The 17,162-nt window shown below is 65.7% G+C and carries 16 protein-coding genes; 15 read left to right on the top strand and 1 reads right to left on the bottom strand.

The genetic code is table 11. The features are described from left to right. Nucleotides 1–22 precede the first annotated feature (22 nt). From RCF34_RS02580 to RCF34_RS02535, 10 genes are all read left to right on the top strand, one after another. Entirely contained in the window at nucleotides 23–763 is a 741-nt protein-coding gene (locus RCF34_RS02580; protein WP_308706760.1) for a response regulator transcription factor, read from the top strand. Next, nucleotides 753–2,201, top strand: a complete 1,449-nt coding sequence (locus tag RCF34_RS02575) for an ATP-binding protein (RefSeq protein ID WP_308706759.1) — start codon at nucleotides 753–755, stop codon at nucleotides 2,199–2,201. The genes RCF34_RS02580 and RCF34_RS02575 overlap by 11 nt, the downstream gene beginning before the upstream one ends. A gap of 135 nt (nucleotides 2,202–2,336) precedes the next feature. Beyond that, nucleotides 2,337–3,599 carry an ABC transporter substrate-binding protein gene (locus RCF34_RS02570; RefSeq protein WP_308706758.1) on the top strand — a complete coding sequence of 421 codons (1,263 nt, stop codon included), beginning with the start codon at nucleotides 2,337–2,339 and terminating at the stop codon, nucleotides 3,597–3,599. A gap of 126 nt (nucleotides 3,600–3,725) precedes the next feature. Continuing rightward, complete coding sequence (locus tag RCF34_RS02565) at nucleotides 3,726–4,643, top strand: carbohydrate ABC transporter permease (protein WP_044342564.1); 918 nt, start codon at nucleotides 3,726–3,728, stop codon at nucleotides 4,641–4,643. Further along, nucleotides 4,636–5,466 carry a carbohydrate ABC transporter permease gene (locus tag RCF34_RS02560; protein ID WP_007158674.1) on the top strand — a complete coding sequence of 277 codons (831 nt, stop codon included), beginning with the start codon at nucleotides 4,636–4,638 and terminating at the stop codon, nucleotides 5,464–5,466. The genes RCF34_RS02565 and RCF34_RS02560 overlap by 8 nt, the downstream gene beginning before the upstream one ends. 11 nt (nucleotides 5,467–5,477) lie before the next feature. Beyond that, entirely contained in the window at nucleotides 5,478–6,578 is a 1,101-nt protein-coding gene (locus tag RCF34_RS02555) for a sn-glycerol-3-phosphate ABC transporter ATP-binding protein UgpC (RefSeq protein WP_308706757.1), read from the top strand. A 128-nt stretch (nucleotides 6,579–6,706) separates the two neighbouring features. Then, entirely contained in the window at nucleotides 6,707–7,612 is a 906-nt protein-coding gene (locus RCF34_RS02550) for a carbohydrate kinase (protein WP_308706756.1), read from the top strand. A gap of 40 nt (nucleotides 7,613–7,652) precedes the next feature. Beyond that, entirely contained in the window at nucleotides 7,653–8,864 is a 1,212-nt protein-coding gene (locus RCF34_RS02545; protein WP_308706755.1) for an AGE family epimerase/isomerase, read from the top strand. 62 nt (nucleotides 8,865–8,926) lie between these two features. Then, nucleotides 8,927–10,327: a carbohydrate porin gene (locus tag RCF34_RS02540; protein WP_308706754.1), complete on the top strand. Its 1,401-nt coding sequence runs from the start codon at nucleotides 8,927–8,929 to the stop codon at nucleotides 10,325–10,327. Between the two features lie 92 nt (nucleotides 10,328–10,419). After that, the gene (locus RCF34_RS02535) at nucleotides 10,420–10,593 is read left to right on the top strand and encodes a DUF1289 domain-containing protein (protein WP_081321002.1); all 174 of its coding nucleotides are present in this window, start codon (nucleotides 10,420–10,422) and stop codon (nucleotides 10,591–10,593) included. A 190-nt stretch (nucleotides 10,594–10,783) separates the two neighbouring features. On the opposite strand, the gene RCF34_RS02530 is transcribed toward RCF34_RS02535, so the two are convergent. Then, on the bottom strand, nucleotides 10,784–11,659 hold the full coding sequence (locus RCF34_RS02530) for a LysR family transcriptional regulator (RefSeq protein WP_308706753.1): 876 nt from the start codon (nucleotides 11,657–11,659) through the stop codon (nucleotides 10,784–10,786). A 141-nt stretch (nucleotides 11,660–11,800) separates the two neighbouring features. On the opposite strand from RCF34_RS02530, the gene leuC reads away from it, so the two are divergent. The 5 genes from leuC (at nucleotide 11,801) to asd (ending at nucleotide 17,132) form a co-directional block, all read left to right on the top strand. Further along, entirely contained in the window at nucleotides 11,801–13,225 is a 1,425-nt protein-coding gene (gene leuC, locus RCF34_RS02525; protein ID WP_308706752.1) for a 3-isopropylmalate dehydratase large subunit, read from the top strand. 11 nt (nucleotides 13,226–13,236) lie between these two features. Continuing rightward, on the top strand, nucleotides 13,237–13,881 hold the full coding sequence (leuD, locus tag RCF34_RS02520; RefSeq protein ID WP_308706751.1) for a 3-isopropylmalate dehydratase small subunit: 645 nt from the start codon (nucleotides 13,237–13,239) through the stop codon (nucleotides 13,879–13,881). Nucleotides 13,882–13,926: 45 nt separating this feature from the next. Further along, nucleotides 13,927–14,691: a methyltransferase domain-containing protein gene (locus RCF34_RS02515; protein ID WP_308706750.1), complete on the top strand. Its 765-nt coding sequence runs from the start codon at nucleotides 13,927–13,929 to the stop codon at nucleotides 14,689–14,691. A 19-nt stretch (nucleotides 14,692–14,710) separates the two neighbouring features. Continuing rightward, on the top strand, nucleotides 14,711–15,793 hold the full coding sequence (gene leuB / locus RCF34_RS02510) for a 3-isopropylmalate dehydrogenase (RefSeq protein WP_308706749.1): 1,083 nt from the start codon (nucleotides 14,711–14,713) through the stop codon (nucleotides 15,791–15,793). 226 nt (nucleotides 15,794–16,019) lie between these two features. Then, the gene (asd, locus tag RCF34_RS02505; protein WP_007158663.1) at nucleotides 16,020–17,132 is read left to right on the top strand and encodes an aspartate-semialdehyde dehydrogenase; all 1,113 of its coding nucleotides are present in this window, start codon (nucleotides 16,020–16,022) and stop codon (nucleotides 17,130–17,132) included. Nucleotides 17,133–17,162 lie beyond the last annotated feature (30 nt).

Genomic DNA, 17,162 nt, shown 5'->3' with positions numbered 1-17,162 from the left:
AACAACAAGAGCGAACATCGCCATGTCCACCCTGGGCAAATCCCTCCTGATCGTCGACGACGACGAGGAAATCCGTGAGCTTCTGGACGCCTATCTCACCCGTGCCGGCTATCGGGTACGCGCCGTCGGCGACGGCCGCGAATTGCGCCGGGCACTGGGCGACTTCGTCCCCGATCTGCTGATCCTCGACGTCATGCTGCCCGGCGAAGACGGCTTCGCCCTCTGCCGCTGGATGCGCGAGCAGTCGAGTTGCCGTCAGGTGCCCATCATCATGCTCACCGCCAGTTCCGACGAGGCGGATCGGGTCATCGGCCTGGAACTGGGTGCCGACGACTACCTGGGCAAGCCCTTCAGTCCGCGCGAATTGCTGGCCCGCATCAAGGCGTTGCTGCGCCGCGCCGGCTTTGGCGAGACGCGTCCGGCGGCTATCGGTCTGCTGACCTTCGACGACTGGCGCCTGGATCCGGTCAGTCACCGGCTGTTCCACCGCGATGGCGAGGAGGTCATCCTCTCCGGCGCCGATTTCACCCTGCTCAAGCTGTTTCTCGACCATCCCCAGCAGATCCTCGATCGCGACACCATCGCCAACGCCACCCGCGGCCGCGAGGTGCTGCCGCTGGAGCGCATCGTCGACATGGCGGTCAGCCGCCTGCGCCACCGCCTCCGGGATACCGGCAAGTCGCCGCGGCTGATCCGCACCGTGCGCGGTTCCGGCTACCTGCTCGCCGCCGAGGTCAGCGGACTGGTCGCCGATGCGGTGTAGCGGTCCACTCGCGCGGCTGGTGCCGCGCTCCCTGCTGGCGCGGATGCTGCTGCTGACCCTGCTGGCGGTGCTCCTGGCCCAGGGCGCCTCGGCGCTGTTCTGGTCGGCCGCGCTGCGCAGCGATCGCAACCAGGGCCTGCAGACCGCCGCCCGCAGCCTGGGCTATTCCATCGCCGCCAGCGTGCGCTATTTCAGCCTGCTGCCACCGGCCTATCGGCCGCTGGTGCTGGAGCAACTGCGCAACATGGGCGGCACGCGCTTCTTCGTCTCGCTCAACGAAAAGCCGCTGACCATGCAGGCGTTGCCCGCGACCCCTGGGCGCAGGGCAGTGCTGCAGGAGGTCGAGACGGTGCTGCGTGAGCGCCTGGGCGCCACCATGCCCATGTACGTGGAATTCATCGGCCCGCAACAGCTGCGCCTTTTCAACGGCGCTCTCGCGCTCGACGAACTGCCGCGTTCCTGGGCGCACTATGCGCTGAGCCTGGAACCTCTGGAGCCACCGGTGCTGGTGACCCAGATCCGTATCGGTGAAGGGGAGTGGGTGTACCTGGCGACCCTGATGCCGGCGCCTTACTACAGCCTGGACGAATCCTGGCTGCCCCTGCAGCAGGTGTTGTTCATGGTCTTCAGCAGCGCCTTCCTGCTGCTGTTCATCGGCTTGTTGATCCGCTGGCAGAGTCGCCCGCTCAAGCGCCTGTCGCGTGCCGCTCGGGAGCTGTCGCTGGAGGTCCATACACCGCCGGTGCGGGAGGAGGGGGCCCAGGAGATCCGCGAGGTCACCCGCGCCTTCAATGCCATGCGTGAACGCATCGCCCGCTACCTGGACGAGCGCGCCCAGCTGTTCAGCGCCATCTCCCACGACCTGCGCACGCCCATCACCCGGTTGCGCCTGCGCGCTGAACTGGTGGATGACGAGGTGATGCAGGCCAAGCTGGTGCGTGACCTGGATGAGCTGGACCTGCTGGTCAAGGGTGCCCTGCAGTGCGTCAAGGACACCGACATCCACGAGAACCTGGAGCCGGTCGATCTCCAGGCACTGCTGATGCAACTGGTGGAGCCCTTCACCCAGGAGCAGCCGCCGCGGGTGCGTCTCACCGGTGAAGCCCGGGGCGCCCTGTTGGGCAAACCCCTGGCGCTCAAGCGTTGCATCGGCAACCTGCTGGACAACGCCCTCAAATATGGCTATCGCGCCCACCTGCAGGTGGAAGACGATGGCCATGCGTTCGTCCTGCATGTCGACGACGAAGGTCCCGGGGTGCCGGAGCAGGAGTTGGAACAGGTGTTCCAGCCTCATGTAAGGCTGGCTACCGATCGCCATGGGTACGGCCTTGGGCTGGGCATCGCCCGCAACCTGGCCCACGCCCATGGTGGCGAGGTGGAGCTGCGCAATCGCCGGGAGGGTGGCCTGCGGGTGACCCTGACCCTGCCGCGGACTTAGCGCCCAGGCGGACGCCATGTCACCAAGCCGTGACAAAACGCTTTCCCTTCGTTACCCACGGTCGCGGTTGCCTGACTAGACTCGGCGCAGCTCCTGAAAAACCGCTCCGATAAAAACAACAAGGAACGACCCCTCATGAATGCGTTGAATCGTCTCGCTCTCGCCGTTTCGCTGTCCTGCGCCGCTATCACGGCCCCCCTGGCCGCCCAGGCCGGAGAGGTCGAGGTGCTGCACTGGTGGACCTCCGGTGGCGAGGCTCGCGCCGTCGATGTGCTCAAGCAGCTGATGCAGAAGCAGGGCGATACCTGGAAGGACTTCGCCGTGGCCGGTGGCGCCGGCGAAGCCGCCATGACCGTGCTCAAGACCCGCGCCGTGTCCGGCAACCCGCCGTCCGCCGCCCAGCTCAAAGGCCCCGACATCCAGGAGTGGGCCAGCATGGGCTTCCTGGCCGACATCAGCGACATCGCCAAGCAGGGCAACTGGGACACCATCCTGCCCAAGCGCGTGGCCCAGACCATGCAGCACGAAGGCGAGTACGTCGCCGTGCCGGCCGGTATCCACCGGATCAACTGGCTGTGGATCAACCCCGCCGTCTTCAAGAAGGCCGGCGCCAAGGTCCCCACCACCCTGGACGAATTCTTCGAAGCCGCCGACAAGCTCAAGGCCGCCGGTGTCGTGCCCCTGGCCCATGGCGGCCAGAACTGGCAGGACGGCACCATCTTCGAATCCCTGGTCATGGCCATCATGGGTCCGGAAGGCTACGACAAGGTCTTCGTGCAGACCGATGCCGACACCATCCGCAGCGACAAGATGGTCGAGGTGTTCAAGACCTTCAAGCGCGTCAAGGGCTACGTCGATCCCAACGCCGCCGGTCGCGACTGGAACCTGGCCACCGCCATGGTCATCGAGGGCAAGGCGGGCATGCAGATCATGGGCGACTGGGCCAAGGCCGAATTCACCGCCGCCGGCAAGAAGCCGGGCGTCGACTACGAGTGCGTGGTGATGCCGGGCACCCAGGGCGACTTCATCTACAACATCGACTCCCTGGCCATGTTCAAGATCAAGAACAAGGACAACCAGAAGGCCCAGGACGACCTGGTGCGCACCGTCATCGACAAGCCCTTCCAGGAGGTGTTCAACCTCAACAAGGGCGCCATCCCGGTGCGCAACGACATCGACCTGTCCAAGTTCGACAGCTGCGCCCAGCAATCCGCCAAGGACTTCCAGGCGGCCAACGCCGACGGCAAGGCCGAGCCGAGCATGGCGCACAGCATGGCCAACACCAGCTACGTGCAGGGCGCGATCTTCGACGTGGTGACCAACTTCTTCAATGACCCGGGCGCCGATCCGAAGAAGGCCACCGAGCAACTGGTCGCCGCCATCCAGGCCGCCAAGTAAGCCCTTTCGCGGCCCTGGTGGTCAGCCGCTGCGGCCACTCCTACGCCTTGCTCCTGTAGGAGTGGCCCTCGGCCGCGATCCTCCGGCAACCGAACTTAAAATAATACCACCCCTGGGATTGTCTCCATGGCTCTCACCGAAACTCTTCCTGTGGCGACGGTCAGCCGGCGCCCGGACCGGCTGCAGCGCCTGCTGCCCAAGCTGGTGCTGGCGCCCACGGCCATCGCCATGGTCGTCTGCCTCTATGGCTACATGCTATGGACGGCGGTGATCTCCTTTACCAATTCGCGCTTCCTGCCCAGCTACACCTTCGCCGGCTTCGCCCAGTACGCGCGGTTGCTGGAAAACGATCGCTGGCTGGTGGCCTGCAAGAACCTGGCGATCTTCGGTGGCCTGTTCATCCTGCTGAGCCTGGCCATCGGCGTCTTCTTCGCCATCCTGCTGGACCAGCGCATCCGCCGCGAAGGCTTCATCCGCACTATCTACCTCTATCCCATGGCGCTGTCGATGATCGTCACCGGCACCGCCTGGAAGTGGCTGCTCAACCCGGGCATGGGGCTGGACAAGCTGCTGCGCGACTGGGGCTGGGAAGGCTTTCGCTTCGACTGGCTGGTGGATCCCGATCGGGTCATCTACTGCCTGCTGATCGCCGCCCTCTGGCAGGCCTCGGGCTTCGTCATGGCCATGTTCCTCGCCGGCCTGCGGGGCGTGGATTCCTCCATCCTCAGAGCCGCGCAGGTCGACGGGGCAGGGCTGCCGACCATCTACCTGCGCATCGTCCTGCCCAGCCTGCGGCCGGTGTTCTTCAGCGCGGTGATGATCCTCGCGCACATCGCCATCAAGAGCTTCGACCTGGTGATGGCCATGACCGCGGGCGGTCCCGGCTACGCCTCGGACCTGCCGGCGGTGTTCATGTACCAGCACACCTTCACCCGCGGCCAGATGGGCCTGGGTTCGGCCAGTGCGGTGCTGATGCTCGGCGCGGTGCTGGCGGTGCTGGTGCCCTACCTCTACTCGGAATTGCGGAGCAAGCGAAATGGCTAAGGCTCTGAACGTCAATCGCGTGGCCATCCACGCCACCCTGATCATCGCCTGCGCGGTCTATCTGGTGCCGCTGCTGGTGATGCTGCTGACCAGCTTCAAGACTCCGGACGATGTCCGTACCGGCAACCTGCTGAGCCTGCCCCTGGACTGGACGATCATCGGCTGGCTCAAGGCCTGGGACGTGGTGCACAGCTACTTCTGGAACTCCTTCATGATCACCGTGCCGGCGGTGCTCATCTCCACCTTCATCGGCGCGCTCAACGGCTACGCCCTGTCGAAGTGGCAGTTCCGCGGCTCGAATCTGCTGTTCAGCCTGTTGCTGTTCGGCTGCTTCATTCCCTTCCAGGTGATCCTGCTGCCGATGTCCTTCACCCTCGGCCAGCTGGGCCTGGCCAACACCACCGCGGGCTTGGTGCTGGTGCACGTGATCTACGGCCTGGCCTTCACCACGCTGTTCTTCCGCAACTACTACGTGGGCATTCCCGATGCGCTGATCAAGGCGGCGCGGCTGGACGGGGCCGGCTTCTTCACCATCTTCTTCAAGATCCTGCTGCCGCTGTCCACGCCCATCGTGATGGTCAGCCTGATCTGGCAGTTCACCCAGGTATGGAACGACTTCCTGTTCGGCGTGGTGTTCGCCAGCGGCTCGTCGCAGCCCATCACCGTCGCCCTGAACAACCTGGTCAACACCAGCACCGGCGCCAAGGAATACAACGTCGACATGGCCGCCGCCATGATCGCCGCGCTGCCGACGCTGCTGGTCTACATCTTCGCTGGCAAGTATTTCGTCCGGGGCCTGACCTCGGGCGTGGTCAAAGGATAAGGAAGGCCACCATGGCAGCTCTCGAACTCAAAAGCGTACGCAAGACCTACGGCAACGCCGCCCAGGAAGCCCTCAAGGGCATCGACATCCGCATCGACGCCGGCCAGTTCCTCATCCTGGTGGGGCCCTCCGGTTGTGGCAAGTCCACCCTGATGAACGCCATCGCAGGCCTGGAGGACATCAGCAGCGGCGCCATCTGCCTGGATGGCGAGGACGTCACCCAGGTCGAGCCCAAGGACAGGGACATCGCCATGGTGTTCCAGTCCTACGCGCTGTACCCGACCATGACCGTGCGCGAGAACATCGCCTTCGGCCTGAAGATCCGCAAGACGCCCAAGGAGCAGATCGACGCCGAGGTGGCGCGCGTCGCCAAGCTGCTGCAGATCGAGCACCTGCTCGACCGCAAGCCGGCCCAGCTGTCCGGTGGCCAGCAGCAGCGGGTGGCCATGGGTCGCGCCCTGGCGCGCCGACCCAAGCTCTATCTGTTCGACGAGCCGCTGTCCAACCTCGACGCCAAGTTGCGGGTGGAGATGCGCACCGAGATCAAGCTGATGCACCAGCGCCTGCAGACCACCACCGTCTACGTCACCCATGACCAGATCGAAGCCATGACCCTGGGCGATCGGGTCGCGGTGATGAAGGACGGCGAGGTGCAGCAATTCGGCACCCCCGAGGAGATCTACAACGACCCGGCCAATCTCTTCGTCGCCAGCTTCATCGGCTCGCCGCCGATGAACTTCGTGCCGGTGCGCCTGGAAGCGCGCGAGGGCAGGGTGGTCGCCCGCGTCACCGGCGACACCGGCGACAGCCAGGTGGACTTGCCCGATCTGGACCCGGCGCTGGCGGGACGAGAGGCGATCCTTGGGGTGCGTCCGGAGCAGATCCAGTCGGCGCATCCGGCGGACAACGCGGTACCAGGCATCCTGACGCGGATCCAGGTGGTCGAGCCGACCGGTCCCGACACCCTGCTGTACGCCGAATGGAACGGCACCAAGGTCTGCTGCCGGGTCGCCCCGGGCGAAGCGCCGCGAGCCGGCGACCAGGTGCTGTGGCGGATCGATTCGCGACGGGCGGTGCTGTTCGATCCGGCGAGCGGTCGCCGACTTTCTTGAACCGAGCTCATGGCTGAAACGTTACAGCAATGGTAAGGTCCGCCCGCCGCCGCGCCTGACGTCGGGTCGCGGCCCTACCAGAGGCCAGGAGTGCACCTCCGGCCGCCGTGACAGACAGGAGAACAACAATGGCACTACCCCGCGTCGTGGTCTTTGGCGAAGCCCTCACCGACATCGTCCAGGGTAATCCTGGCGAATGGCGGGGTTATCCGGGCGGTGCCCCCTGGAACGTGGCGCGCGGCCTGGCCCGACTGGGCGTGGACAGCGCCTTCGGCGGCGCCATCAGCCAGGACGGCCTGGGTGACGAGATCGCCTGGCAATCGGAAACCGCCGGTCTCGATACCCGCTTCTTGCAGCGCGTCGCCGCCGATCCCCTGGTGGCCATCGTGCCGTCGAGCCGTCCGCCGCGCTATTTCTTCGCTGGCGAAGCCGATCTCCAGTTCGACCCGGCGCTGCTGCCCGAAGGCTGGCTGGACGCCGCCGAGGTCTGCCATTTCAGTTGCATCAGCCTGGCCCGCTATCCGCTCGCCGACACCCTGCTGGACCTGGCTCACCAGGCCAAGACCGCCGGCAAGCGCCTGAGCTACGACCCCAACTGGCGCAACCTGATGGACGATCGCTATCGCCAGCAGACCTTTCCCGAGCTGGTGCGCCTGGCCGACGACATCAAGCTGTCCGACGAAGACATCCGGCAGATCTATCCGGGCCTGGACGAACGCGCCGCGCTGGACGAGTTGCGCGCCCTCAATCCCCAGGCGCGCATCCTCTTCACCCGTGGCGAGCACGGCCTCGTGCTCTACACTCCCGAGGGCGAGTGGCAGCAGGCCGCCATCGCCGTGGACGTGGCCGATACCGTTGGCGCGGGTGACGCCTGCATGGCCGGCTGGCTGGCCTCGGGCCTGCTGGGCCTGAGCGATATGCAGCAGCGCCTGAGATTCGCCGCGGCCAGTGCCTCGGTGTCCTGCCGCCATGCCGGCGCCTATGCGCCGACCCGTGCCGATGTCGAAGCCCTGCTGCAGGTGAGCCCTCACTAGAACGCGTTCCCACAACAACAATAGCCGTCAAGGAAACCCGATGGACTTCCCCGATTTTCGTCGTCGCGACACCCTGCTGGAGCACGTCCGCCACACCCTGGCGTTCTATCATCCCCGCTGTGTCGATCCGCAAGGCGGCTTCTATCACTTCTTCAAGGACGACGGCACGGTCTACGACAGCCAGACCCGCCACCTGGTCTCCAGCACCCGCTTCGTCTTCGATTTCGCCATGGCCTACCGGCACTATGGCGATCCGGCCTTCCTGGAAGCGACCCGTCACGGCCTGAGATACCTGCGCGAGTGCCATCGCCAGGCCAATGGCGGCTATGCCTGGCTGCTCGACGGCGACACGGTGGTGGATGGCACCAACCATTGCTACGGGCTGGCCTTCGTGGTGCTGGCCTACGCCCACGGCCTGCAGGCGGGCATCCAGGAGGCCCGCGGCTGGCTGAGCGAGGCCTGGGAATCCCTGGAGACTCACTTCTGGCGCGAGGCCGATGGGCTCTATGTCGACGAAATCAGCGCCGACTGGCAGACCGTGGCGCCGTACCGCGGTCAGAACGCCAACATGCACGCCTGCGAAGCCCTGCTGGCCGCCTTCGAAGCCAGCGGCGAGGTGCGCTACCTGGATCGCGCCGAGACCCTGGCGCGCAACATGACCCAGCGCCAGGCCGCGCTGACCCTGGGGCAGGGCGGGGTGGCCGACGAGGTCCCCGGTGGCCTGGTCTGGGAGCACTACCACAGCGACTGGTCCATCGACTGGGACTACAATCGCGACGATCCGGCCAATCTGTTCCGGCCCTGGGGTTTCCAACCGGGGCACCAGATCGAATGGGCCAAGCTGCTGCTGATCCTCGAGCGCCATCGCCCCCAGCCCTGGCTGCTGCCGCGGGCCAGGGCGCTGTTCGACGTCTCCTGGCGCCTGAGCTGGGATGACGAGCACGGCGGTCTCTACTACGGCTTCGCCCCGGATGGCTCACCCTGTGACCCGGACAAGTACTTCTGGGTCCAGGCCGAGGGCCTGGCCGCTGCGGCGCTGCTCGCGGAGCGCAGTGGCGAGGCGCGCTACTGGGAGCACTATGAAGCGCTCTGGCGCTACAGCTGGGAGTTCTTCATCGATCACGAGCACGGCGCCTGGTGGCGTCTGCTCGACCGTCGGAACCAGAAATACTCCGACGACAAGAGTCCGGCCGGCAAGGTCGACTACCACACCATGGGTGCCTGTTACGAAGTCCTCAACGTCCTGCCGTAAGTACTAGAGACGCGGGTTTCGGGCCCTGGGTGTCATCACTTCAATAAAAAGGGATCTCAGTAATGAACAGTCAGAACCACAAGAATCGTCGGGGTATCGCACTGCCCCTGGTCTCCGCGCTCGCCCTCGCGGTAGCCGGTACCGTCCATGCCGCACCCCAGGCCAACCCGGGTGGCAACTTCAGCGGCGTCAACAACACCGAGGCCGCCTTCGAGCCGCTGGGCAACACCATGACCGGTGACTGGGGTGGCGTGCGCAAGGACCTGCGCGACAAGGGCTGGGACATCAAGCTCGAATACGTCGGCGAGGGCGCGACCAACCTGCGTGGCGGCTACGACGACGACCGCACCGGGCGCTGGAGCTCCCAGTACATGTTCGGCCTCTGGGGCGACATGAACAAGATCGCCGGCTGGGAGAACTCGGTGTTCAAGCTGGCCATCACCTCCCGTGACGGCCGCAACCTGACCGACGACCGCATCACCGATCCGCGCGTCGGCGGCTACTCCTCGGTGCAGGAAGTCTATGGCCGTGGCCAGACCTGGCGTCTGACCCAGCTGTGGCTGTCCAAGGGCTTCTTCGATGGCCGTCTGGACATCAAGGCCGGTCGCTTCGGCGAAGGCGAGGACTTCAACTCCTTCGAGTGCGATTTCCAGAACCTGGCGTTCTGCGGTTCCCAGGTCGGCAACTGGGAAGGCGTCTGGTACAACTGGCCGGTCAGCCAGTGGGCCCTGCGCGTCAAGTACAGCCTGACCCCGGAGCTGTTCGTCCAGGTCGGTGCCTACGAGCAGAATCCGTCGCTGCTGGAAACCGGCAACGGCTTCAAGCTCAACGGCAGCGGCACCAAGGGTGCGGTCCTGCCGGTGGAAATGGTCTGGTCGCCCAAGGTCAACGGCCTGCCGGGCGAATACCGCGTCGGCTACTACTACAGCACCGCCGATGCCAACGATGTCTACGAAGACGTCAACGGCAACTCCGCCGCCCTCACCGGGCTGGATTACAAGGAGCACTCCAGCAAGCACGGCTACTGGGTCGTGGCGCGTCAGCAGATCACCGCGCACAACGATGACCCGAGCCGCGGCCTGTCGGTCTTCGCCAACTTCACCGCCCATGCCAAGGACGTCAACAAGGTCAGCAACTACGTCCAGGCCGGCCTGGTGTACAAGGGTCCCTTCGACGGTCGTCCCAAGGATGACATCGGCTTCGGCGTCGCGCGCATCAGCACCAACAGCGACTTCCGCGACAACCAGCGCGCCCTCAACCAGGCCGCCGGTGCCACCGATTACGATGATCCGGCCTACACGCCCCTGCAGCACAACGAGTACGACGCCGAGCTCTACTACGGCGTGCACGTGACCAACTGGCTGACCGTGCGCCCCAACCTCCAGTACATCAAGAGCCCAGGTGGCGTGCGTGAGGTCGACAATGCCGTGGTCGGCGGCCTGAAGGTTCAAGCAGTCTTTTAAATCGCTCCCATAGACCGCCATCCAGCCGGATGGCGCTGGACAGGGCCCTGCAGTGGTTATACTGCAGGGCCTTTTTCATTTCCGAGGTTGCCGTGGGTAAGGTCGAAAGTCCCTGCATCAGCCAGTGCAAGATCAAAGACGAAGTCTGCCAGGGATGTGGCCGCAAACGCTCAGAGATCAAGGGTTGGAAGGAGCTGAAGGACCGCGAGCGCAAGGAAGTCATCGACAAGTCCAGGAAGCGCCTGAAAAAGCTCAAGAAGGGCTGATGCGTTCCTGTCGGCACCCGTAGGTTGGGTTGAGCGCGGCGAAGCCCAACGTTGCCCTGGTCGCGCCGGCATTGTGGGGCTTCGACGATAGAGCCGTCTCAACCCAACCTACACCTGACGGAGTCGAACCCCGCTCGGCTAGCCCCCTCTCCCCGTGGGTGAGGGTACCGGGGCCACCGAACGGCTCTCGCTACGCCTGCTCGACCTCATCCAGCAACCCCATGAACGCCTGCGCCGCATTCGAATGGGTGCGCTCGGTATGCAGGATGTACCCCAGCCGTCGTTCCAGTTGAATCCCCGGCAGCGGCAGCCGGCGCACCTGGTCGTCCAGCAGGGTCCGCGGCAGTACGCTCCAGGCCAGGCCGATGGACACCAGCATCTTGATGGTCTCCAGGTAGTTGGTGCTCATGGCGATATTGGGTATCAGCCCCTGGGCGTCGAACAGGCCATGCACGATCAGCCGGGTAAAGGTGTTGCCGCCGGGAAACACCGCCGGATGCCGCGCCACGTCGGCCAGGGTGACCTGCTTCTGATTGGCCAGCGCATGCTCGGGCGCCGCCACGAAATCCAGCGGATCGCTCCACACCGGCACCGCCTTGATCGGCGCCGCGGTCTGGGGTGCCAGGGTAATGATGGCCAGCTCCACCCGCCCATGCAGGATCTCGTCGTAGGCGGCTTCCGAATCGAGAAAGCGGATATCCAGGGCGACGTCGGGATAGTCCCGGGTGAAGCGCCTGAGGATCGGCGGCAGCCGGTGCAGGCCGATGTGGTGACTGGTCGCCAGCGTCAGCCGGCCGCCGATGGCACCATTGAGGTTGGTCAGCGCACGCCGGGTGTCATCGATCACGCCGAGAATCTGATAGGCGCGGGGGAGCAGGGCGCGTCCCGCCTCGGTCAGGCTGACCTCGCGCCCGATGCGATCGAACAACCGCAGCCCCAGCTGCAGCTCCAGGGCCGCGATGCGCTTGCTCACCGCGGGCTGGGTCAGGTACAGGCGCTCGCCAGCGTCGGAGAAGCCGCCGGTTTCGGCCACGGCGACGAAAGCGTTGAGATTGGCGAGGTCCAAGACGTCGAATTCCTGTTGGTTATGCGCTTCATGAAAAAGATGAATTTGTTTCATGCGAGCCTAGCGCGGTATCTTTGGCCCCACAAGCACCAAGGGCATGCAAAGGCCCGTGCCGTTCCACGCCTGATGAGGAATCCACCCATGGCTGGCAAGACGCTCTACGACAAACTCTGGGATATGCATCTGGTCAAGCAGCGCGACGACGGTTCCGCACTGCTCTACATCGACCGCCACATCATCCACGAAGTGACCTCGCCCCAGGCTTTCGAAGGCCTGCGTCTGGCCGGCCGCAAGCCCTGGCGTCTGGACGCCAACCTGGCGACCCCCGATCACAACGTGCCGACCACACCCGATCGCAAGGAAGGCCTCGACTCCATCAAGGACGAGATCTCGCGCATCCAGGTCCGCACCCTGGACGAGAACTGCGACGACTTCGGCGTCACCCAGTTCAAGATGAACGACGTCCGTCAGGGCATCGTCCACGTGATCGGCCCGGAGCAGGGCGCCGTGCTGCCCGGCATGACCGTGGTCTGCGGTGACTCCCACACCTCCACCAACGGCGCCTTCGGTGCCCTGGCCCATGGCATCGGCACCTCCGAGGTCGAGCATGTGCTCGCCACCCAGTGCCTGGTGGCCAAGAAGATGAAGAACATGTTGGTGAAGGTGGAGGGTGAATTGCCCTTCGGCGTCACCGCCAAGGACATCGTCCTCGCGGTCATCGGCAAGATCGGCACTGCTGGCGGTAACGGCCATGCCATCGAATTCGCCGGCAGCGCCATCCGCGCCCTGTCCATGGAAGGCCGCATGACCATCTGCAACATGTCCATCGAGGCCGGTGCCCGGGTCGGCATGGTGGCGGTGGACCAGACCACCATCGACTACGTCGAAGGCCGTCCCTTCGCGCCCACCGGCGCTGTTTGGGACGCCGCCGTCGCCCAGTGGCGTGGCCTGGTGTCCGATGCCGACGCCCACTTCGACACCGTGGTCGAACTCGACGCCACTCAGCTCAAGCCGCAGGTCAGCTGGGGCACCTCGCCGGAGATGGTCCTGGCCGTCGACCAGCAGGTGCCGGACCCGGCTCGCGAAGCCGATCCGGTCAAGCGTGGTTCCATCGAGCGCGCCCTGAAGTACATGGGGCTCAAGGCCAACCAGCCGATCACCGACATCGTGCTGGACCGTGTCTTCATCGGTTCCTGCACCAACTCCCGTATCGAGGACCTGCGCGCCGCCGCCGCCGTGGCCAAGGGCCGCAAGGTCGCCGCTACCCTCAAGCAGGCGCTGGTGGTGCCGGGCTCCGGCCTGGTCAAGGCACAGGCCGAGCGCGAAGGCCTGGACAAGGTCTTCATCGAAGCCGGTTTCGAATGGCGCGAGCCGGGCTGCTCCATGTGCCTGGCGATGAATGCCGACCGCCTGGAGAGTGGCGAGCATTGCGCCTCCACCTCCAACCGCAACTTCGAAGGCCGCCAGGGCGCCGGTGGCCGTACCCACCTGGTGAGCCCGGCGATGGCCGCCGCTGCCGCCATCGCCGGTCGTTTCGTCGACGTCCGCGACTTCGCCAACGCCTGAGGAGCCTGACCATGCAAGCCTTTACCCAGCACACCGGTTTGGTCGCACCCCTGGATCGCGCCAACGTCGACACCGACCAGATCATTCCCAAGCAATTCCTGAAGTCGATCAAGCGCACCGGCTTCGGCCCGAACCTGTTCGACGAGTGGCGCTACCTGGACGTCGGCCAGCCCGGCCAGGACAACAGCAAGCGTCCGCTGAACCCCGAGTTCGTGCTCAACCAGCCGCGCTACCGGGGCGCCAGCATCCTCCTGGCGCGCGAGAACTTCGGCTGCGGTTCCAGCCGCGAGCACGCCCCCTGGGCGCTCGACGGCTACGGCTTCCGCTCGGTGATCGCGCCGAGCTTCGCCGACATCTTCTTCAACAACAGCTTCAAGAACGGCCTGCTGCCGATCATCCTCGGCGATGCGGACGTGGACGAGCTGTTCCGCCAGGTCCAAGCCACCGAGGGCTACCAACTGGTGGTCGATCTCAAGAGCCAGACCGTGCGGCGTCCCGATGGCGTGGCGCTGTCCTTCGAGATCGACGCCTTCCGCAAGCACTGCCTGCTCAATGGCCTGGACGACATCGGTCTGACCCTGCAGGATGCCGACGCCATCGCGAGTTTCGAAGCCCGCTATCGCCAGAGCAGTCCCTGGATGTTCCCCAGCGCCTGAACCCAGTCGCCGGCCCGCGAGGGCGGCGCTCTTTCCGGAGGCTCCATGAGCGGTGACCACGAGCAACACGTACAGCAGCAATTCGGCGCCACCGCCGAGGCCTATCTGACCAGTGCCGTCCATGCCCAGGGCGCCGAGCTCATCGAGCTGCGCGACGCCGTGGCCCAGCGGGAAGGCGCCAAGGTGCTGGATCTCGGGTGCGGTGGCGGTCACGTCAGCTACAACGTGGCGCCGGTGGCCGGGCAGGTGGTCGCCCTGGACCTGGCCGAGGAAATGCTCTCGGTGGTCAAGCGCAGCGCGGCCGAGCAGGGCCTGGACAACATCAGCGTCCAGCCCGGCATGGCCGAGCACCTGCCGTTTGGCGACGCCAGCTTCGACTTCGTCTTCAGCCGCTATTCGGCGCACCACTGGCGCGACATCGGCGCGGCCCTGCGCGAAGTGCGCCGGGTGCTGCGCCATGGCGGCGAGATGGCCATCATCGACGTGATCTCGCCGGCCAACCCGCGCCTGGATACCTACCTGCAGACGGTGGAAATCCTGCGCGACATCAGCCACGTGCGTAACTATTCCTTCGCCGAGTGGCACCGCCTGCTGGACATGGCCCGGCTGGGCGTGACCCGCTGCCGTCGCCAGCGCCTGCGCCTGGACTTCGCCAGCTGGACCGCGCGGATGCGCACCCCCGCGCCGCAGTGCCAGGCCATCCGCAGCCTGCAGAGCAAGATCGGCCAGGAAGTGCGCCAGTATTTCGAAATCGACCGCGACGGCTCCTTCACCGTCGACGTCATGGTTCTCTGGGCCCAGCCCATCTGATTTGAGACAGGAAAAGACAATGAGCAAGCAGATCCTCATCCTGCCGGGCGACGGCATCGGTCCGGAAATCATGGCCGAGGCGGTCAAGGTGCTGGAAGCGGTCAACCGCGACCATGAGCTCGGCTTCGAGCTGGTCCATGACGACCTGGGCGGCGCCGCCATCGACCGTTACGGCGTGCCCCTGGCCGATGAGACCCTGGAGCGTGCCCGCGCCGCCGACGCCGTGCTGCTGGGCGCCGTGGGCGGTCCCAAGTGGGACAAGCTCGAACGTGACATCCGCCCCGAGCGCGGGCTGCTGAAGATCCGTTCCGCCCTGGGCCTGTTCGGCAACCTGCGTCCGGCCATCCTCTATCCGCAACTGGCCGAGGCCTCGACCCTCAAGCCGGAAGTGGTCGCCGGCCTGGACATCCTCATCGTCCGCGAGCTGACCGGCGGCATCTACTTCGGCTCGCCGCGCGAGACCCGGATGCTGGAGAACGGCGAGCGCCAGGCGTTCGATACCCTGCCGTACAGCGAAGGCGAGATCCGTCGCATCGCTCGCGTCGGCTTCGACATGGCCCGCCTGCGCGGCCGCAAGCTGTGCTCGGTGGACAAGGCCAACGTCCTCGAATCCAGCCGCCTGTGGCGTGAAGTGGTGGAGGAGGTGGCCAAGGACTATCCGGACGTCGAACTCAGCCACATGTACGTCGACAACGCCGCCATGCAGCTGGTCCGCGCGCCCAAGCAGTTCGATGTCATCGTCACCGACAACATGTTCGGCGACATCCTCTCCGACGAAGCCTCGATGCTGACCGGCTCCATCGGCATGCTGCCCTCGGCCTCCCTGGATGCCCTCAACAAGGGCATGTACGAACCCTGCCACGGCTCGGCACCCGACATCGCCGGCCAGGGTGTGGCCAACCCGCTGGCCACCATCCTTTCGGTGGCCATGATGCTCAGGTACACCTTCGGTGCCGCCGCAGCGGCCGAGGCCATCGAAGCCGCAGTGGGCCAGGTGCTGGACCAGGGGCTGCGGACCGGCGACATCTGGTCGGAAGGCAAGCGGCGGGTCGGTACCCGCGAGATGGGCGAAGCAGTAGTGGCCGCGCTCGTTAAGCGGTAGGCTCTGTTTGAACGGTGCCCGCGCTCGGCCAGGCGGCGTTGAAAACCAGCTGGATCGCCAGCCCGGCCTGGGCGGCCCCGTCGGAATGCTCAGTTACCAGTGGTAAGCTGTGCGTCCTCGCCGGTTTTATCTTGCCTGACCGTCGCTCGGCGACTTTTCATGCAGGCCAATCTGATCGGCCGCCAGGGCGGGCGGCCGTCCTCAAGACAACAAAGGTGCAGTAGCGATGAAACGTGTAGGTCTGATCGGTTGGCGTGGCATGGTGGGCTCCGTGCTCATGCAACGCATGCTCGAAGAGCGGGATTTCGACTTGATCGAGCCCGTGTTCTTCACCACCTCCAACGTTGGCGGCGAAGGCCCGGCCATCGGCAAGGGTGTGGCGCCGCTCAAGGATGCCTACAGCATCGACGAGCTCAAGACCCTCGACGTCATCCTCACCTGCCAGGGCGGCGACTACACCAGCGAGGTGTTCCCCAAGCTGCGCCAGGCCGGTTGGAAAGGCTACTGGATCGACGCGGCTTCCAGCTTGCGCATGCAGGATGACGCCGTCATCGTGCTGGACCCGGTCAACCGCCGGGTCATCGACCAGGCCCTGGCCGATGGCCGCAAGGACTTCATCGGCGGCAACTGCACCGTCAGCCTGATGCTGATGGCCCTGGGCGGGCTGTTCGAAGCCGGTCTGGTGGACTGGATGAGCGCCATGACCTACCAGGCCGCCTCCGGTGCCGGCGCCCAGAACATGCGCGAGCTGATTCGCCAGATGGGCGCGACCCACGCCGCCGTCGCCGACAGCCTGGCCGATCCGGCCAGCGCCATCCTCGACATCGACCGCCAGGTCGCCGAGACCCTGCGCAGCGAAGCCTTCCCCACCGAGCAGTTCGGCGTCCCCCTGGCCGGCAGCCTGATCCCCTGGATCGACAAGGAACTGCCCAACGGCCAGAGTCGCGAGGAATGGAAGGCCCAGGCCGAGACCAACAAGATCCTCGGTCGCTTCAAGAATCCCATTCCGGTGGACGGCATCTGCGTGCGCATCGGCGCCATGCGCTGCCACAGCCAGGCGCTGACCATCAAGCTGAACAAGGACGTGCCGTTGTCCGACATCCACGGCCTGATCAGCCAGCACAACCCCTGGGTCAAGCTGGTGCCGAACAACCGTGACGTCAGCATGCGCGACCTGACCCCGGCTGCCGTTACCGGCACCCTGAGCGTACCGGTCGGCCGGCTGCGCAAGCTGAACATGGGTTCCCAGTACCTGGGCGCCTTCACCGTGGGCGACCAGCTGCTGTGGGGCGCCGCGGAGCCGCTGCGGCGCATGCTGCGGATCCTGCTGGAGCAGTGAGCCGACGGCTAAACGTTTGCCTATAGAGGA

It is taken from the genome of Pseudomonas sp. 102515 (genome assembly GCF_031085165.1).
Lineage (GTDB): Bacteria > Pseudomonadota > Gammaproteobacteria > Pseudomonadales > Pseudomonadaceae > Chryseomonas.
Note: the sequence above shows the minus strand (reverse complement) of the source record. Positions and strands in the feature narration are given on the sequence as shown.